Here is an 18,180-nt window from a genome sequence, read left to right as displayed (position 1 = left end):
GGGGTGAACGATGCCTGCGCACTCTGGGCAGAACGTCGACCTGCTGTACGACCGACCCGCCGCCGCCGCCGCCGCCACCGCCGCCGATCTGATCTTCGGCGCGGACTACGTGCCGCCGCGCAACGATGTGGTGGTGCAGGCCACGCTGCCGCTTCCGGTGGCCAGCGTCGCCTTCATCCCGCCCGCACGGCTGGAGGTGTTGGCCGAGCTGCCGGGCCTGACAGTCAGCACGCTCATCCTGCGCCCGAGCGTGCCGCTCAATGTCGGCGTGGCCAGCCTGCCCGGCGTGGCGTTCACCGGCGAGGTGCGCTACGCCTCGCGCACCCAGCGACCGACGATCGGCCAAACGGCGCACGAGTGGCAGCAGGCCGTGCAGCACGAGGGCGGCGCAGCGCAGCGCCAGCAGGATGCGACGGCCAAGCCCGCAGGCTGGGGTGCGGCGTGGCAGCGGGGGGCTGTGTCGGTGCACGGCATCGCGCACCGGTTGCCGCCGGTCTTGGTGGCCGCGCCGCTGCTGCGGCGCACCGGCCAGCAGCAGGCGAAGCGCTTGTACGGTGCAACCGGGTTCACCCACGAGAACGCGGCGCCCATCGCGCCGATTCGGATGGGCGTGTTCCAGAACGCCACCCGTTTGCGCGACGCCACGCGCTTCGCGCATCAGGACGGTGACCGTAGCAAGCGCGCCGGTCGGCTCGTCCTCTGGCAAAGCGCCCGAGCGCTGACGCAGCGCCAGGGCACGGACTTCCAGAGCGCAAGCCGCCGACCGGTGGGCTGGCGCGGGCGGTACCAGGAAGCGATGCGGCCACCACCCGGCATCAGCGTGTGGGTGATCCCCGAGCCGCCCGAGCCGCCGCGTTGCTACACGCCGAGCGGCCACCTGCTGTTCGCTGCGCTGGCTCCTGCCAGTGCCCATCTGCTGTTCTTCTGCGAAAACCACACCGACCCGCCCGATGGCGAGCCGGTGGTCGTTCCCGTTCGGAGGGTCTATTTCGTGATCAACAACGCGACCCTGCACCGGCTTCCCGATGGATTGCCCGTGCCGGTGTTCAATCTCTCGCTGTCGCTCGACGCCGCGTCCTGGACCTGGGGCTTCGAGGCACTGCTCCCCGCCGCTGCAGAAAGCCTCGTCGCGCCCGGCAGCAACGGCGGCCCGGTCGAACTGGTGGCCAGCGTCAACGGCACGGCCTTCCGCGTGCTGGCCGAGAGCATCAGCCGCGAGCGGTTGTTTGGCGACGCAAGCATCCGCATCTCGGGCCGTGGACGCAACGCCGTGCTGGCTGCTCCCTACGCGCCGGTGATGAGCTTCCAGCAACCGCAGGCGCGCACGGCTCGGCAGTTGATGGACGACGTGCTGACGCTCAACGGCATCCCGCTGGGCTGGAACATCGATTGGGGCCTGACGGACTGGAACGTTCCGGCTGGGGTGTTCACACAGCAGGGTACGTGGATGGAAGCGCTGGTCGCCATCGCCAGCGCCGCCGGGGGCTACCTGATCCCGAATCCGTCCGACCAGAGCATCCGTGTGCGCCACCGCTATCCGGCCGCGCCGTGGGACTGGGGCACCGTCACGCCCGACTTCGTGCTGCCCGTCGATGCCGTGGCCCGCGAGTCGCTGCGCTGGGTGGAGAAGCCCGCGTACAACCGCGTGTTCGTGTCAGGGCAAGACGTCGGCGTGCTCGGCCAGGTGACCCGAGCCGGGACTGCCGGAGATGTTCTGGCCCCGATGGTGGTCGATGCGCTGATCACGGAGGCCGCTGCAGCGCGCCAACGCGGCATCGCTGTACTGGCCGATACCGGCCAACAGATCGAGGTGAGCCTGCGCCTGCCGGTGCTGGCCGAGACCGGAATCATCCAGCCGGGTGCATTCGTCGAGTACCAGGACGGCAACAGCGCCCGGCTTGGGCTGGTGCGCTCGACGCAGATCGAGGCCGGGATGCCGGAGGTCTGGCAGACCTTGGGGGTGCAGAGCCATGCATAACCTCTACGAACAGTTCCGCCAGCTCATACCCGACCCGCCGCTGCAGGCTGGCACGGTGGTGAGCGTCGGCGCAGGCGTGGTGACCGTCGCCTTACCCGGTGGGGGTCTGATCCGCGCACGTGGCAGCGCCGCCATCGGCCAGAAGGTGTTCGTGCGCGATGACGTCATCGAGGGCGTCGCGCCCAGCCTGACGCTGGAAATCATCGAAATCTGAAATCCAACTTTCCGATCAACCCCTGAACCCGCCCACGAGGCGGGTTCTGCATTTCTGGAGACCTGCAATGACCGAACCCGAACAACAAGCGCCCGCCGCCCTCGTGGAGAACATGCTGCTTCTGCGCAAGGAGGATTTCGACGATCTGCTCGACCGTGCCGCCGAACGCGGAGCCGAGCGTTGCCTCGCCCATCTCGGCCTAGAAAACGGCAGTGCCGCGAAGGACATCCGCGAGCTGCGCGACCTGCTGGAAGCGTGGCGCGATGCCCGTCGCACGGCATGGCAGACCACGGTGAAGGTCATCACCACCTGCATCCTGGCCGCGCTGCTGGTCGGCGCTGCCATCAAGTTGAAGCTGATGGGAGGCGCGCAATGAATCCCAAGCTCTGGCTGCTGGACGACTGGCGGCGCGTGCTGCGTCGTGCCTGGAGCATCCGCTTCTCGCTGCTGGCCGCGACTTTCACGGCGGCGGAAGTGGTGGTGCCGCTGTTTGGCGACGTGCTGCCGCGTGGCGCATTCGTGCTGCTGGCCTTCGCCGCCAGCATCGGCGCGACCGTGGCCCGCATCGTGGCGCAACCGGAGATGCACCGATGATCCGGCCACCGCAAAGACGCACCGTGGCTGCGCTGGCGCTGTCCGCCGCCGCCCTGGTCGGCATCGTGCTGCACGAGGGCTACACCGATCGCGCAGTGATCCCGGTCAAGGGCGATGTGCCGACCATTGGTTTTGGCACCACCACTGGGGTGAAGCTGGGTGACACCACCACGCCGCCGAAGGCGCTGGCTCGGGCGCTCACCGATGTGCAGCAGTTCGAGGGCGCATTGAAAACGTGCGTGACCGTGCCGCTGGCCCAGCACGAGTATGACGCGCTGGTGAGCTTCTCCTACAACGTCGGCAGCCGCGCGTTCTGCCAGTCCACGCTGGTCAGGAAACTCAACGCCGAGGACTACGCCGGAGCCTGTGCCGAGCTGCTGCGCTGGCGCTTCTTCCAGCGCAAGGACTGCGCGCTGCCTGCCAATGCGCGCCTGTGCGGCGGGCTGGCCACACGGCGCGAGGCCGAGTACCGCCAGTGCATCGGGGAAGCGCCATGAGCCTGATCTCGTGGCCGTACCGCTGGCTGGCCCTTGTCCTGCTCGCCGCTGCACTGATCGGATTCGGCTGGATCAAGGGTGCGAGCCACGTTCAAGCGCAATGGGATGCCGCCATCCAGCAACAAACCCTGCAAGCCGCCGCCGTCCGCGAGCGGCAGGCGCAAGCCACCGTCAAGGTCGTTACGCAGTACGTCGATCGCGTCCGCATCGTCCGCGAGAAGGGCGACACCATCATCAAGGAGGTTCCCGTCTATGTGCCCGTTCAAGCTGATGCTGCTTGCACTATCAACCGTGGCTTTGTGCGCCTGCACGACGCTGCCGCCACCGGTGAGTTGCCCGAGTCCGCCCGAGATGCTGATGCGGCCGCCGCAGGCATTGCGCTCTCTGCCGTCGCCGGAACCGTTGCCGCCAACTACCAGACCTGCCACGAGAATGCCGAGCAACTGAGGGCGCTGCAGGTGTGGGTCAGGATGGTGGCGAGTATCAAGTAAATGCGCTGGAGCCAGAGTAGAGCTACAGGACCCAATGGCCGCGCTCTTCTTCATAGTTGGATGGTCCGGCAACCGCTTCGAGCGCGACAGCCAGAAGTGAGGCGATGGCCTGTGTCTGCGCTGCGTCGCCACCAGGCGCCAAGTCGAAGGCGCCGACACTGGGGATTCGGTGCGTGCCCGACCCCCCAAAAGCACCAGGGTTCCGAACAAAGAGGTTGGGCTTTGGCAGATTGACAACGCCTCCGACGCCATCACCAGGAAAGAGAACGTAGGCTCCTCGCGTTCCAAGGATGCCATCTCGGTACGTGTGCATCTTGAATAGGTCTTCGAGCTTGTGGACGCGCGCTACTTCGGCTTCGTAATCAGCGGCTCCAGCGTCCGGTTCGCCATCAGGGGGCTCCTCGAAAACTGTCTCCGACAGTTGCCTCTCTAGACGATACTTTGCGTCGAAGTGAAACCAGTGCGACGGCGCTTCGGCGGCGACCTTGGTCATACGGATGCTGAAATCCGGATCGAAAAATGCGGTGTAGCTGCCCTCCCAAGCAGATTGCGGTGTTTTCGGGCGGCGAAAGCGGCGATTGAAGAAAAGAGAGACAAGGACCCTGGCGCCATTGGTCCCTGTGAACTCGAAGCGGCACTCGCTTCGCGCTCCCTTGGTAAGCCGCACCTTCAGCCCGTCTTTACTGACGGTCAGGAAATTGCCACCGCCGACTTCGGTACAAAGTGAAAGTAATATCTCCCGAAGGCAAAAGAAGCACCAATACTCGTAGATCTGGTTCACTGGACGGATGTCACCGGAGAGTCCGTCTGACAGCTGTGCGCCGTCATTCCACGCAAGATCCATAGCCATGCGCAGCGACAGGTCGTATCGGAGTAAGTCCTTGTAGCCTCGCTTTCGCAGGAGTGTCTGCGAGTTCGCTGGGATTTGCGTGAGGGCGCCCACCTCTCGCCACATTCCGTGCTGCAACGCTTCGTCGATTGATACCGCCCAGGCGCGCGCTTCGCGCGCTGACGCTCTTCGCCCCTGCGCTTCCAAGGCGCCTTCAAGCCGCCGCGCGACAAGGCTGCAATGCTCCAAGAAGGCTTTGGCGTATCGGTTCTCGGGCGTGTCGCGGGACTCGTAGATCTCGCGCTGTGGCAACGAGGCGGGCGTGAAACCTCGGAAGAGGCGTGCCAGTGGGCCGCCAGCCCGTAGTTCAGCGTAATCAAGTCCGTCTGCGACTAGCTCTGGGTCGACCTCTAGGATCTCCTCAATCGACGTCGATTCAACGCGTTCCACCAGACGCGCATGTGGCCGCTCCACGATTTCCTCGATGGATGTCGGCAGTCTGGCTCTTGACATCACGTGACGCATCAGGAAATGCAGGGCGGCTTCGTTGGCAGCGAGACCGTCAGTCGTCTGAAAGTTCAGGGATACTGGGCTGTCATAGGAGAGCAGTAGCTCTGCAGCCTTCGCTGCCAGCTCATCCAGCAGGCGCTTGAACTCATCGAAGTAGCGCAGCTTGCGGCAGGCGACCTCGGCTCGGAGCTCCCCGCCGAACACTGGCGATAGGTTCAGGACGCCGGCGTGAGAGCGCAGCCGGATTTGACCTGTGATCACCGTTTTGCCGTCCTCTTGCCGCCAGCGCCTGGGCGGCTCCCTCGTGAAGGCGCTCGCGACCCTATCCTCGAACGGCCATGCAGGATTCGCTTTGCACTGTTTAACGGCCTCGTCCATGGAAGACGGCGTGGCCACGTCGACGAAGTAGTCGGTGTCCTCGCGGAGCTGGAACTTCTCGAACAGTTCTCCAGCGTCGCGCCAGCACATTGGCGGTATGCCGCCCGACGAGACCTCATCGGCCCTGGCTTCCTCCTCGGCGGACAGCAGGCAGTCCGACTGGATAGCTCCCTCGGAGAGCGGCTTGCCTTCGCCGAGGTCGGCTTCGATGTCGATCCAGCAGCCCGCGCCTAGGTCGAATCGCGCGCGATGCAGAGGAACGAAGCTCATATCACTTCACGAAGGAGACGTAGTTGCGCGAGAGCAGCCGAGCGTGCATTTCCAGCAGCTTCGTCCGGCACCGTCCGAACTCCTTACCTGCCGGCAGCGCGATGGCTTCAGCTGGCTCAATGCGTGTCGGGGCCTCAGCACCAAGCGTGTACTTGGCTGGGGGAGCGCTGTCCGCATGCGAGCCGCCCAGGAACGCGTGCAGCGCCTTCAGGCTGTCTCCCAGAGCCGAGCGGCTGCCGTGGATCTTGGGAAGAACCTTCTGGAATAGAGCCCGATCGAGGCCATCGACCCAACGCTGCACGGCCTCCTCAGAGGTGGCGCCGTTGGCGATCTGGGCTTTGGTCCAGACCAGCATGTAGGCGTAGATCTCTTTGTTGATCCGGAAGGCGAACTCGAAGCCAACAGGCGCGAGCAGCTTGAAGCAGCCTTCCAGGACCTTGAGGGTGAAGTTCCGGCAGACGTCGAACTCAACGGCGTCTATGCCATGCTTAACTACCAGAGGGTAGAGAACCTTGACTGGATCGGAGTCGCGGCCTTCCCCGGCCTCTCGGTCGTCAATGGCCTCTCGCAGAAGCTGGTTGGCCACAGCAATGTCCACTGTCTCGTCGGGCGTTGCCCCGGCTGCGTATTCGGACGGCCGGAGCGCGCGCACCTCAAGGACATGAGCCCGATCGAGCACCTTAGGCGAGAACATGTAGGTGGTCTCGTCAATGTTTACGGTGCCGACGTAAAAAAGGTTGGGAGGTAGCCTCAGGGGCTGCTCGTTGGTGACCAGAATCTTTGCTGACTTTGCCTCCGAACTGTCAGGGTCTTCGAGATCCAGCAGCTCGCTGATGACTCGAAGTGAGCGCGGATCAATCAACGCCGCGTTGTCGCTGTCTTCCACGATGGTCGAGGCTTCCATGAGCGACAAGAAGGGGGCGAAATATCGCTCGACATGCGAGAGGTTCATCTCGTCGAAGATGAGGAAGTGCGGAATGGAAGTCGAGGTGGGATTGCACGCGCGCAGGATGATCCGGAGCGTGTCGGTAATCTCGTAGCTCTCGTTGGTGTCCTTGCCGTCAGGCGTCTTCCGAGATTGCCCGAAGGGGGTACGAAATCCGATCAAGCGCTTCGGGGAGGTCCAGTCTGGACCGATTGGCACCAACTGGAAGATGCTTCCGTCGACTTGTCCTTCATAGACATCCTGAAGCTGTTCGGCCAACCGCAAGCTTGAGCGGGATTTGCCAGTGCCAGAGGCACCGGTGAGAATCACAAAGGGCTTTGCGGCGAGAGCCGCCACGAGGTCAAGTGAACACAACTTACCCGTTGCTTCCAGCTCGGTTGGCGCCTCGCTCCCGGCGAGATCGAGGTAGTCCTCTGGGCTTGCCGGCGCGTCTTGCAAGTCGGCATCCTCAACGCCTGTCCCTGCGTTCGAGTCGAACAAAGTGGCGATCTCCTGAGGCGTCAGACCCACATCACCAATCAGCTTGTCTCGCAGGAGCTCGGCGCGCCGGATCGGGTCCGTTTCGGTGCCGAGCGTTCCGTCGAGGTCCAACCGGCGAAAGACCCAGACTGCGGCTTCAGTCAGCTTTGGCTTTGCTTCGTTAGCAGACTTCAACAGCGGCTTGGCGAGATTCGCCTCGTAGCCGTCCTTGAAGCCGACGCCACGTGGCTTGGTGTTGGAGAACTCGACGATGGTCTGCCACGGATTGCTGTTAACCGTCGTTCCCGGCCCGTTGGACATGTATTTGCCCGCGCGAAACCCACCCTTCTTGTCGTCGCTGGCGAAGACGTTGAAGAACTGCTTTTGCGCTTTCATATCCGGCGCGTCATGAACGGCCGCCAGTTCCCGCAACGCCTGCATGTAGGCGCCCTCGCCAAGTGACAGAGGCACCTTTGAAGCTCCCTTGAGAAGCAACGATCGCTTGAGGATTAGGAACTCCATTAAGGAGCTCTTGGCCCGCGTGTCTTCAAGGGCTTGGATGCTGGCTTTGATGCGCGTTGCGGTCAGGTATCGGGCCATTTGATCTTCCGTCGTTGTTCTTTTATGAGGAGTTTCTATGCTTTAGCCAAGCTCTCCGAGGTGCTCCACCATCGACTGACAGAACTCTTTCTTTATGTCGATGCCGATCGCGCGAAAGCCGTTCTTCCTTGCGAAGAGAAGACTCGTCCCACTCCCTCCGAACGGATCGAGCACGACGCCATGCTGCGGCGTGGTCGAGAGGATGGGAATCCGAACGAGCTCCTCCGAAAAGCGGGCTTTGTGCCTGTGGCTACACCGAGCTGGCGGGATCTCCCAGGTGTCGGGCGGCGGCAGGATGCTGCCGGTTTCGGACTTGCGCCCGACGGCGTCCTTGTTGAAGTAGTACCAGCGCGACTTCACCAGGTGGAACATATACTCGTGCGACATCGAGCAACGGTCACGCACCTGGTCGGGGATTGGATTCGGCTTCACCCAGACGTTGTCGTTGCGGACGATCCAGTCCTTATCCTGCATTGCAATTGCGAACCGATGGGGGATGAGCAGAAGCTGCTTGGGTTTGCACAACAGCCCGTCGCCTGTACGGTCCTGAGGGCGCAGGCCGAACCGCCGCGCGCTTTGCTTCGACTCTCCGCTCTTGTGCTCACCCTTGCCGCTCCAGTAGGTGTCACCGAGGTTGACCCACAGGCTACCGTTTTCGGCAAGCACAGGCCTGGCTGATTCAAAGCAAGCCACTAGCTGTTCAATGAATTGCTGTGGATGCTCTTCAAGCCCGATCTGACCCTTGGCTCCGTAGTCACGCTGACCGTAGAACGGGGGTGAGGTGACCATGCAGTTCACAAGCACACCGGCTGTCGCCAAGTGCGCCATAGCCTCCCGGACATCCATGTTGAAGATCAACACGTTCTCGTCTGCGTAGTAGGCAGCCTTACGCAACTTGGCATCGCAGAAAGCTTCTTCGGTGGCGACCTGAGGGATCAGGGCGAGATTGGCTTTTGTCAATGGCTTCGCAGCCGGCTTGTCTGCAGGCTTCTTGCCTCCTTTTTCGGGGCTCTTCGACGCTGACTGCAACTTGCTGACTGAGACGGCCACGTCAGAGCCTTGGTCGGCGTTCATATTTTGCAGAACCTCTTCTTCACTCATTTGCCCCCCTCGACAGGGGAGTTGCTGGCCTCACGTCGCCGCTGCTGCATGGTTGGAAGCACGATTTGATGCTGTTCGCAGTAGTTGGCTACCAGAACCTCGAGCATGTTGACCATACTGCGCTGCTCGTTATCAGCGGCAGCCTTCAAGGCCAGCTTGAAGGAGGGTGATACCCGCAGGTTTAGGGTGTCTGACTTTGTTTCTTCGAATCGCAAGGGAGCCCCGCAAGTGTCTGTGCAAATGCGTGATTTTAGCGTTGCAACCGACATTTTTCTAGCGGTACTGCCCCAGATAAAGCTGACCCGTAGCCAACGCCGCCGACAAGCGCGCAGACGAACTCTGGGCTTGCTACTCCTTGTAGTAGTTTGACTAAACATACACTGCGCCATCCCGACCCAGACATCATTTGGGGCCCCCGTCGTCGTCACCACTTTGTGTTCGGTTTTCATCAAACCTGCCCATCTGTGGCCGTTGTGATGTCAGGCGTCTTGCTTGCGGACTCGGTTGGCGACACTTCAAGAGCCCAGTGCTTCTTGAGCACGCCTACGAGGCGCTCTTGCCGATCAACCAGCATCGCCGGTGTCCATTTTTCTTCCGAGCGCACTTCCTGCGTCAGGACGAAGGGTGACGCTGTGCCCTTGCCCTTGAAGTACACGTTCTTCTTCTTGGCGAAGTCGTAGTTGCTGGCGGACGAGTTCTTGTTCCGGTCAAGCGGAACCAAGTTGGCCAAGCGGTGTGTCCACGCCTCCCGATCGTTCTCATCTGGGAACCACTGGAGCCAGTCCGAGCCATCTGGCGGTGTTTGCGGCAGCACGTGCTCCAACGACACGGCGTTCTGCAGTTGCACTCCGGGTGCGCGCACCAGTGACTCAAGGCGCAAGACCAGCGCCATCCTCGCCTTGGGCAGATCGTCGTAAACGTCGCCATCAAGTGCCGCGACGAACTTGCGCTTTTGCGCGTCTGTCAGGGCGAGTGTGGTGAGCGCGGCCAGATCCCCCTTGAAGGTTTCAGGCTCGATTTCCTTGGTGAGCGCAGCGTAGGTTTCGATGCGTTCGTTGATACCCACCTTGGTGACCAGCAGGAAATAGGTCAGGCGTTCCAGTGATTGAAAAAACTCTGCAAGCAGTTTGGGTTGCTGCCGAAAACGCTTGAAGTAGACCAGTGCCGGGGGCACCCAGTCCTTGAAGTCCACGCGGTTGAGCCAAGACAGGTGTTCGTTGATCGTCTCGGCGTGTTCGGTGGCCTCGAAGTCTGCATCGCGCACGAAGTCCCACACTTCGGCATAGGGTTTGATGACCTTGTCGACGAGGTCGATGGGGGTCTTGTACTCGGTGACGTGCTCCTGGAACTCCTTGACCAGGATGTACTTCTGCTTCTTCTTGGCGTAGATGCTGCGGATGTGGCCAAACAGGTCACCGAAGGCGTCGCGACCCAGCGAGCTTTCGATCCGGCTCCACTCTTTGGCGTAGGCGCGGCTCTTGACGTCGCCTGCTGTGGTGCGGATCAGGCCCAGCACCTGCGCCTTGATGATGTCGATAGGCGCGAGGTCGAGTCCCCGGTTGTTGAGTACGGAGAAGATGCGGTATGCGGCTTCGAGGTCGGGCGTGGAGATGACAACCAGCGAGCAGTCGTTGGCGAGGAACTGCCACAGCGCAATGAGGTCGGCAGGCGGAAGCGCCTTGGCCTTTTCGAGCAGCAGCGTGGCGTTTTCACGGTAACGCAGACGGCTGTCTTTCAGCTTGTCCGTACTGGCGACCAACTGTGCGATGCCACCCGGCTCCTGAATATTGGAGCGGAAGAAGTCGGCATCTTCCTCGCGGGCAGTCAGGCGGTACTCGTTTTTCTCGCCAAGACTGACCTTGCCCTTTTTGTAGAGGAAATCAGTGATGTCGTCTGCCGCGTCCGGCATCACGGTGCGCAACACGGCGAACAGCATTGTGAGCGTAGACAGGCGTTGCTGGCCGTCGACCACCGATGACTTCGGGTCCCGGTCGTTCTTGATCAGAACAATGCTGCCGAGGAAGTATTGGCTGCTGGCCCCCGAGACACGCGCGTCCTGCATCGCCGAGTACAGATCATCGAACAGCTCTGTGGCCTGCTCGGTTGTCCAGGCGTAGGGGCGCTGGTAGTCCGGAATCTCGAACTGGTAGCTGCCTTCGAAGATCTCCCTGATCAGTTTGTCGTGGGCTTCAAGCGTCTTGGCCATTGGTTTTCTTCTTTCCTATCGTTTCTTTGGGCTGCTTGGGGCTTGGTAGCCCGGAGCCAGCTTGGCGTTCTCGACGCCGTACAGCGCCAGCGGATCGCTGAGCCATAGGCGGTACTGTTCTTCCTTGAGCCGATGGTCGGGCGAGCAGTCCACGCTCCAGCGCAGCAGCATGTAGCCCGCGACGGCGGCGCGAACACGCATCCGGATCGAGCCGTCGGTCATCCCGTAGTCCATCTTGATGATCTCGGGGCGCTCAAGGCGCGGGTGCGGCACGAAGTCCAGCTCGACGATGCGCGTCCACTGGATGTCGTTGTCCGGCCGTTCGTTGGCCTGTGGCTCCTCGTCGAGCAGCGTTGGCGCTTCGATGCGCGTGACGACAAAGTCCCGAAACTCCCCGCTCTTGCGATCAAAGGCCCGGACGTGCCAGCGCAGGCCGGTATCAACCAGTGCGAACGGAACGATGACGCGCTCGGATTCACCGCTGCTCATCGAGTGGTAGCGGATGGCGACGGGTCGCTTGGCGTGGATCGCCCGGCAGACCGGGGCCAACACATCCATCCTGGGGTTGCTCAGAGCGGTAGGCGACTCGCACGGCAGCAGCGGCTGCGTTGCGCCGGTCACGCCATCGCCGAAGCCCAGAGCCAGCGCCGACAGCACGCGCTGCGATGCGTGGTCGAACAGCGGGGAGAACGCCTGCCCGATGCGGTAGATCTTGTTGCTGCCGTCGAAGGTGATGTTCTGCGGCGCGATTTCCCGGTACAGCGCCAAATCGCGTGTCGCCCCTGCCGGAGCAACGCCAAAACGGTCGATCAGGTCGGGGCGGCCAATCTCACCGAAGAAGTAGAGCCGGAAGTCGATGTAGGCCAGCCGCTCGCGCTGGGCGTGGCTCAAGCTCTCAACGCGCTGGGGATGCATGGTCAGGTGATCCTCACCCACGGAAGATGACGGTTAGACCGAAATTGGTTGTTCGATTGCTCATTTCTAGGCAGTTTACATCATCAAATTGATGACATAATACTCTGCGACGGAAGCTGGGGCAATGAGGTATGGCGAGTGAATGCCGGGGTAGTGTGAAGTTGATCGGTTTGCGCTCCTCGCCGTCCAGGATTTCGCTTGTCGTAAGGTGAAGCGTGGAATCGAGATCACTGCCATTCCTTACATCTGCCCCGCAGGCTTCTGGACGATTGGTTACGGCCACTTCTGCGATCCGAAGCATCCGCCGATCACGGAGGCAGAAGCCGAGGCCTATCTGGCGCGAGATCTGCAGACGGCTCTGGCGGCGACGCTGCGCTACTGCCCTGTGCTGGCCACCGAGCCCGAGAGCCGGATCGCGACCATCGTGGACTTCACGTTCAACCTCGGGGCGGGGCGGCTGCAGACCTCGACGCTGCGACGGCGGATCAACCAACGAGACTGGAGTGCAGCCGCAACAGAGCTGCGTCGATGGGTCTATGGTGGCGGCAAAGTGCTGCCGGGACTCTTCGCGCGACGAGAGGCTGAAATTTCCTTACTGGACACCAAAGTGTAGGGCATCGAGTTTCTGCGGCGCGAATACTTCATGCATCCCATCGTTATTCTTTGCCGATCCCCAGAAGTCATCAACTCCAGATCAGGCGCCAGGTTGCAACTCCACGCGCACTTCCCGTGGCTTACCGGCCCGCTCGACTGACAAGACCACAACATCTCCTACCTTTTGGTCGTCAAGCCGTGCGAGCAGTTTGGCGACATCGTCGACGGGAGCGCCGTCTATGCCTGTGATACGGTCTCCCGGCACGATGCCTTCGGGGCCAACGGTGATACCGCTCAGCCCCGCCTTTTGCGCCGCTGAGCCAGGGGCGACACGGAGCACAAACACGCCTTGGGTACTGGTCAGTGCCTGCAATCGGCGGTTGAGCTGCTCGTCTACCTCGATCCCAAGCGCCGGACGGATGTATTTGCCGGTCTTGATAAGTTGTGGCACCACACGCATGACCGTGTCCACCGGTACGGCGAAGCCAATCCCAGCCGATGCACCGGAAGGGCTGTAGATCGCTGTGTTGATGCCGATCAGACGGCCGGCGGAATCGAGCAACGGCCCACCCGAGTTGCCGGGGTTGATAGCGGCATCGGTTTGAATCAGGTGTTCGATGGTCACTCCGCCAGATTCTCCGGGCAGCGATCGATCTAGCGCGGACACGATGCCGTTGGTGAGTGTCCAATCCAGGCCGAAGGGGTTGCCGATGGCGAACACCTTTTGTCCCACCTTGAGGTCTGCGCTGGTGCCGACCGGAACGGCGGGCGGGCGCTGGAAGCCGACGCCGATTTTGAGCACCGCGATATCGTGTGCCGGACTCACTCCGACCAGCGCGGCTTGGTAATCGCGGCCGTCGGCCAGTTTGACCGTGGCCTCCGACGCCCCCTGAATCACATGAAAGTTGGTAACGACATGACCGGCGTCATCCCAGATGAAACCCGAACCCGTCCCGCGCGGCACGGAAAAGACGTTGCGCGTCCAGACATCTCGTACCAGTTGGGACGTCGTGATGTAGACCACCGATGCCCGGGATTTCTCGAACAGTTCGATGGTGGCCTTTTCATCAGCGGCCAGGTCGCCACGCGGCGTTACGGTGCGCTCGGCAGCTTCGCGCGGGCTGAACCAGGCTTCGATGGCGGGCAGAAACTGCCACAAGAGCATGAGTGCGGCAACACACGCGGTGATGAAGAGCCACCGCCGGACGAAATGATCCGGAGCTGGGCGTTGTGGGTAAGGATCGTGGTAAGCCATGGCGGGGGTTCCTTTCGAGTGATTTAGCGCCAAAGGCCGCTCAGGCCCCGGCGTGGCGGGCGCATCGGGCCGAACGACCTTGGCGCGAGATATTCCGTTTGGAACGGCAGGGCCTGCGATGGCTGAGGCGCCAACGCCATCAGGCGCGCGATACGATCCTCTGTCGCCGGATGCGTGCGCAACCAGGACGGTTCGGGATTCCCCCAGCCGGGCAACAACCAGGCTCGCCACGAGCGGCTCACCCGCTCGATCTTCGCCAGCGCCGAGGCGAGCCCGTGCGGATCTCCCGTCAGCTCTACTGCCATCCGGTCGGCATCGAACTCTCGCACACGTGACAGACCCAACTGTGCGAGCAGTGCCAGTTGCGGCGAAGCGGCCAACAACAGTAAGCCAATCCAGTTAATTTCTGCTGCACCGACCAGCAAGGCTGGCATGCTGATCAGGAGCGCGACCTGACCCAACAACGCCAGCAGGTTCGTGAGCCGGCTGATCGAATCGGCCAAGCCCATGACACGAAGATCTTCTTGAGCGATGTGCGCGACTTCATGCGCCAGCACGGCTTGCAGTTCGCGCATACTCAGGCTGCGGAGCAGGCCATCGGTGAGGGCAATGGAGGCAAGGCGCCTGGAGCCGGTGGCAAAGGCATTGACGATGTCGCTGGGCACATAGTACGGAACCGGCGTGTTCGGCAATCCTGCGCGAGCTGCGAGCGCTCGCAGCAACGACCAGATTGCGGGGGCTTCATCAGGGCGCAAGGGACGGGCGCCATACAGACGCAAGGTCATCGCGGAGGCGGCGACAGGTTCGATCAGCAGGGTCAATGCGCATGTTGCCAGTGCCAGCCAAAGGCCAATCTCGCCGAACAGCAGACTGCCAGCGGCAGCTGCGATCCCCACCAGGGTCAAAACCAGCAGCGCGGTTTGAAAGCGATTGAGCCAGCGGTGCCTCGACCTGGCGTCGTGTCGGCCGACTAGACCATAGGGGGTCATGCCTCCATTACTCGCTCTTGCGGTCATCGCGTTCACGCATGAGCCAATAGGTCAGACCCAAGGCCAGTACCGTCCCCGCCAGCGCGGCCACTTTGGCAGGATCAACGTCGGGTTCGAGGATTATGAACTTGCGGGCCAGTGCCAGGATCGCGATCAGAATGACGGTCTTGACCTGGATGATGCTTTCCTTGCGCAGAGCCACTTTGACGATCGAATGCTTGAATTCCATGGCGATCAGCAGCGTCATGGTGGCACCGAACACCAGCTGGAAAACCTTATGATCCAGTGGATTCAGCGCATCCATGACGAGCAGTGTGAACACCAGCCGAATCAACTGAATCAGCGAAATCACAATTACCAACGCGATGACGCCCGAAAGCGTGATGGCAACGAACTGCTCGAAGCGCTCGTAACCCGTCATCAACCGCCACTGGGAGCGTATCTCGTCAAGGGCCGTGTGGCCAGATTCTTTATTCATAAGCGTTGCGCTCTCTCTTTCAATGAAACGTTAATGGAACGGAGAGTCCGAGAAGACGACTCGATCACACCTGAATCACCGGGGCAATTGCGAAGCCACCCAGCGCATAATGTCCTGCGCGCCCATGGCGCCCGCCTGACGTGCAACCTCATGTCCCCCTTGGAACAAAATCAGGGTTGGAATGCTGCGAATACCGAACTGGGCGGCCAGGTGAGGCTCGGCCTCGGTATTTACCTTGGCCAACCTCACCTTGGGTTCAAGCAGGGAGGCCGCCTGCTCGAACTGCGGCGCCATCATCTTGCACGGTCCGCACCACGGCGCCCAAAAGTCAACCAGCAGCGGCAGGTCACTGCGCTCCAGATGACGGGCGAAGGTCGCTGTGGTCAGATCAATGGGTTCTCCGGTGAACAGCGGGTGCTGGCACCGCCCGCAATTGGGCTTCTCTGCCAACTTGTTGGCTGGCACGCGATTGATGGATTGGCAGTGTGGGCAGACGATATGAATGCTGTCACTCATGAGGTGGCTCCTTGGGACACAGAGGAAGTAATGGCTCCAGCAGTTGGGCCGCCGTGACATGGGGATTCGAACTGTAGCCCTTGCGTCAGTTGCCGGATGCTGTATTCATCCAGCGTTTCCCGTGCGAGCAGTTCGCGCGCGCATCGCTCCAGCACATCTCGGTTAATTTCGAGAATTCGGTATGCACGATCAAACACACCCATCACAATGTCACGGATGGCTTGGTCGATGCGTGTCTGAGTCGATTCGGCTACTCGGCAGCCACCCTGTGCCAGTTCAGGCGCATCAAGAAAACGCGGCCTCTGTGCCTCAAAAGCAACGTACCCCAAACCCTCATCCATGCCGAAGCGCGTAATCATGTCGCGGGCGATGTCGGTGGCCCGCGCGAGATCGTCTGAAGCCCCTGTGGACAGCTCGCCAAACACGAGCTTCTCAGCCGCACGCCCTCCCAGGAGCACGGCGATCTTGTGCTCCAGGTCGGCACGTGTCATCAGAAATCGGTCTTCGGTGGGCCGCTGCAGGGTGTAGCCGAGTGCACCGATGCCACGCGGAACGATTGAAACCTTGTGTACTGGGTCGGTGCCTGGCAGCGCCAGCGCCACCAGCGCATGCCCCATCTCGTGATAGGCCACGGTTTCCCGCTCCTTGGGATTGAGCACTCGGTTCTTCTTCTCCAGGCCCGCCACGATGCGCTCGATGGCGGAGGTGAAATCCTGCAACTCCACGGCGGACGCTTTGCGCCGGGTCGCGGCCAGCGCGGCCTCGTTGACCAGGTTCGCGAGGTCTGCACCCGAAAAGCCCGTGGTCAGCGCAGCCACCTGTTCGAGATCGATATCCTGAGCCAGCGTCACCTTCTTGACGTGGACTTTCAGGATGTCCAGCCGTCCCTTCTTGTCGGGCCGGTCCACCAGCACCTGACGGTCGAAGCGACCGGCGCGCAGCAGCGCCTGGTCGAGGATTTCGGGGCGGTTGGTGGCGGCGAGGATGATCAGCCCGACCGAGCTGTCGAAGCCGTCCATCTCCGTGAGCAGCTGGTTGAGGGTCTGCTCGCGCTCGTCGTGGCCGCCGATGGGGCCGCCGACGCCGCGCGCGCGGCCCAGCGCATCGAGCTCGTCGATGAAGATGATGGCCGGCGCCTGCCCGCGGGCCTGCTCGAACAGGTCGCGCACGCGCGCTGCACCCACGCCGACGAACATCTCGACGAACTCCGAGCCTGAGATGGAAAAGAACGGTACCCCGGCCTCGCCCGCCACGGCCTTGGCCAGCAGGGTCTTGCCCGTGCCGGGCGGGCCAACCAGCAACACACCTTTCGGGATGCGCGCCCCGAGCCGTCCATACTCCTGCGGATTCTTGAGGAAATCGACGATCTCAACCAACTCCGCCTTGGCCTCATCGACACCCGCGACATCGGCAAAGGTGACGCCGGTGTTCTTCTCCATGAACACCTTGGCGCGGCTCTTGCCGATGCTCAGGAAGCCGCCCATGCCCTGCTTCTCGGCGAAGCGGCGGAACAGGAAGAACCAGACGCCGAAGAAGGCCACCGCCGGCAGAATCCAGGAGAGCACATCACGTAGCCAGGTGCTTTCCACCACCCGCGCGTAAGGCACGTCGTACTTGGACAGCCGCTCGGCCAGGTCGGGTTCGACGCGAGTGGCCACGATGGTGGTCTTGCCCCGGCTGTCCGGCGATTTCAGGCGCCCGGTGACCGTGCGGTCCGACACCAGCACTTCGGCGACGCGCCCCTCGGCCAGCGCCTTCTCGAATTCGCTGTAGGGCACGGGCTCGACGGTCTTGGCCGCCTGCCAGTAGTTCTGCAGCGTCAGCAGCAACAGGCCGGCGACGATCCAGTAGCCAATGTTCCATTGATCTTTCTTTTCCATGGGCAATGTTCCTCGCAAGTCGTGCCGCTAGAGAATGGGGGTGAACAGACGGGCCACCCCGTCGCGCAAGCGGATGGCCAGCGGGCGGGCGCGCAACGCCATGGCCGATATCTCGTTCGATGCATCACGGGCGGCATCAAAAAGGGATTCCAGCCGCGTAGACAGCGCGGTGTCGTACACCTCCACATTGAACTCGAAGTTGAGGCGCAGGCTGCGCGCATCCCAATTGGCCGAACCCAGGCAGCACCACTGGCCGTCTATCAGCATCAGCTTGCTGTGGTCGAACGGGCCAGGCCGTTCGAAGATGCGTACACCGTGCTCCAGCACCTGCCAGTAGTGGGCGCGCGCGGCCCATTGCACCGTGGGATGGTCGCCGTTTGCGGGCGTCAGCACCTCGACGCGCACGCCGCGCAACGCGGCCGTGCTCAGCGCCGCGATCATCGGCTGATCGGGCACGAAGTAAGGTGTCCAGATGCGCAC

The 18,180-nt window shown here is 62.2% G+C and carries 18 protein-coding genes; 7 read left to right on the top strand and 11 right to left on the bottom strand.

Features of this window, described 5'->3' with window-relative positions; translation table 11 throughout:
• Positions 1-10: 10 nt before the first annotated feature.
• The 6 genes from B2246_RS03340 (at position 11) to B2246_RS03315 (ending at position 3,774) form a co-directional block, all read left to right on the top strand.
• On the top strand, positions 11-1,978 hold the full coding sequence (locus B2246_RS03340; protein WP_024973215.1) for a hypothetical protein: 1,968 nt from the start codon (positions 11-13) through the stop codon (positions 1,976-1,978).
• Complete coding sequence (locus B2246_RS03335; protein ID WP_024973216.1) at positions 1,971-2,192, top strand: hypothetical protein; 222 nt, start codon at positions 1,971-1,973, stop codon at positions 2,190-2,192. Before B2246_RS03340 ends, B2246_RS03335 begins: the two co-directional genes overlap by 8 nt.
• Positions 2,193-2,259: 67 nt before the next feature.
• Complete coding sequence (locus B2246_RS03330) at positions 2,260-2,568, top strand: DUF6127 family protein (RefSeq protein WP_286879704.1); 309 nt, start codon at positions 2,260-2,262, stop codon at positions 2,566-2,568.
• Positions 2,565-2,786, top strand: a complete 222-nt coding sequence (locus B2246_RS03325) for a hypothetical protein (protein WP_024974783.1) — start codon at positions 2,565-2,567, stop codon at positions 2,784-2,786. The genes B2246_RS03330 and B2246_RS03325 overlap by 4 nt, the downstream gene beginning before the upstream one ends.
• Positions 2,783-3,283, top strand: coding sequence for a lysozyme (locus B2246_RS03320; protein WP_024974782.1), 501 nt, complete (start codon positions 2,783-2,785; stop codon positions 3,281-3,283). The genes B2246_RS03325 and B2246_RS03320 overlap by 4 nt, the downstream gene beginning before the upstream one ends.
• On the top strand, positions 3,280-3,774 hold the full coding sequence (locus tag B2246_RS03315) for a hypothetical protein (RefSeq protein ID WP_037057371.1): 495 nt from the start codon (positions 3,280-3,282) through the stop codon (positions 3,772-3,774). The genes B2246_RS03320 and B2246_RS03315 overlap by 4 nt, the downstream gene beginning before the upstream one ends.
• 22 nt (positions 3,775-3,796) lie before the next feature.
• On the opposite strand, the gene B2246_RS03310 is transcribed toward B2246_RS03315, so the two are convergent.
• The 5 genes from B2246_RS03310 to B2246_RS03290 form a co-directional block, all read right to left on the bottom strand.
• Positions 3,797-5,761, bottom strand: a complete 1,965-nt coding sequence (locus B2246_RS03310; RefSeq protein WP_286879702.1) for a DUF2357 domain-containing protein — start codon at positions 5,759-5,761, stop codon at positions 3,797-3,799.
• A 1-nt stretch (position 5,762) separates the two neighbouring features.
• Positions 5,763-7,766, bottom strand: a complete 2,004-nt coding sequence (locus B2246_RS03305; protein ID WP_286879701.1) for an McrB family protein — start codon at positions 7,764-7,766, stop codon at positions 5,763-5,765.
• 42 nt (positions 7,767-7,808) lie between these two features.
• Complete coding sequence (locus tag B2246_RS03300) at positions 7,809-8,867, bottom strand: DNA-methyltransferase (RefSeq protein WP_200868548.1); 1,059 nt, start codon at positions 8,865-8,867, stop codon at positions 7,809-7,811.
• Between the two features lie 448 nt (positions 8,868-9,315).
• Positions 9,316-11,073, bottom strand: coding sequence for a DUF262 domain-containing protein (locus B2246_RS03295; RefSeq protein WP_024973312.1), 1,758 nt, complete (start codon positions 11,071-11,073; stop codon positions 9,316-9,318).
• Between the two features lie 15 nt (positions 11,074-11,088).
• On the bottom strand, positions 11,089-11,988 hold the full coding sequence (locus B2246_RS03290) for a helix-turn-helix transcriptional regulator (RefSeq protein WP_037056838.1): 900 nt from the start codon (positions 11,986-11,988) through the stop codon (positions 11,089-11,091).
• 208 nt (positions 11,989-12,196) lie between these two features.
• On the opposite strand from B2246_RS03290, the gene B2246_RS03285 reads away from it, so the two are divergent.
• Positions 12,197-12,601: a lysozyme gene (locus tag B2246_RS03285; RefSeq protein WP_009238717.1), complete on the top strand. Its 405-nt coding sequence runs from the start codon at positions 12,197-12,199 to the stop codon at positions 12,599-12,601.
• An 81-nt stretch (positions 12,602-12,682) separates the two neighbouring features.
• Here B2246_RS03285 and B2246_RS03280 read toward each other — a convergent pair whose 3' ends face one another.
• From B2246_RS03280 to B2246_RS03255, 6 genes are all read right to left on the bottom strand, one after another.
• Positions 12,683-13,837, bottom strand: coding sequence for a S1C family serine protease (locus tag B2246_RS03280; RefSeq protein WP_024973314.1), 1,155 nt, complete (start codon positions 13,835-13,837; stop codon positions 12,683-12,685).
• 23 nt (positions 13,838-13,860) lie between these two features.
• The gene (locus tag B2246_RS03275; RefSeq protein ID WP_024973315.1) at positions 13,861-14,826 is read right to left on the bottom strand and encodes a zinc metalloprotease HtpX; all 966 of its coding nucleotides are present in this window, start codon (positions 14,824-14,826) and stop codon (positions 13,861-13,863) included.
• 7 nt (positions 14,827-14,833) lie between these two features.
• A complete protein-coding gene (locus tag B2246_RS03270; protein WP_024973316.1) occupies positions 14,834-15,304 on the bottom strand; it encodes a phosphate-starvation-inducible PsiE family protein in 471 nt (156 codons plus the stop codon).
• Positions 15,305-15,379: 75 nt separating this feature from the next.
• Positions 15,380-15,820, bottom strand: coding sequence for a thioredoxin TrxC (trxC, locus tag B2246_RS03265; RefSeq protein ID WP_024973317.1), 441 nt, complete (start codon positions 15,818-15,820; stop codon positions 15,380-15,382).
• Entirely contained in the window at positions 15,817-17,700 is a 1,884-nt protein-coding gene (ftsH, locus tag B2246_RS03260) for an ATP-dependent zinc metalloprotease FtsH (RefSeq protein ID WP_024973318.1), read from the bottom strand. The genes trxC and ftsH overlap by 4 nt, the downstream gene beginning before the upstream one ends.
• A gap of 27 nt (positions 17,701-17,727) precedes the next feature.
• Positions 17,728-18,180, bottom strand: a 453-nt coding sequence (locus B2246_RS03255; RefSeq protein ID WP_286964020.1) for a phospholipase D-like domain-containing protein, incomplete at its 5' end; no start/stop codon positions are given.

Source organism: Cupriavidus sp. UBA2010 (genome assembly GCF_002335265.1).
Lineage (GTDB): Bacteria > Pseudomonadota > Gammaproteobacteria > Burkholderiales > Burkholderiaceae > Cupriavidus > Cupriavidus metallidurans.
Note: the sequence above shows the minus strand (reverse complement) of the source record. Positions and strands in the feature narration are given on the sequence as shown.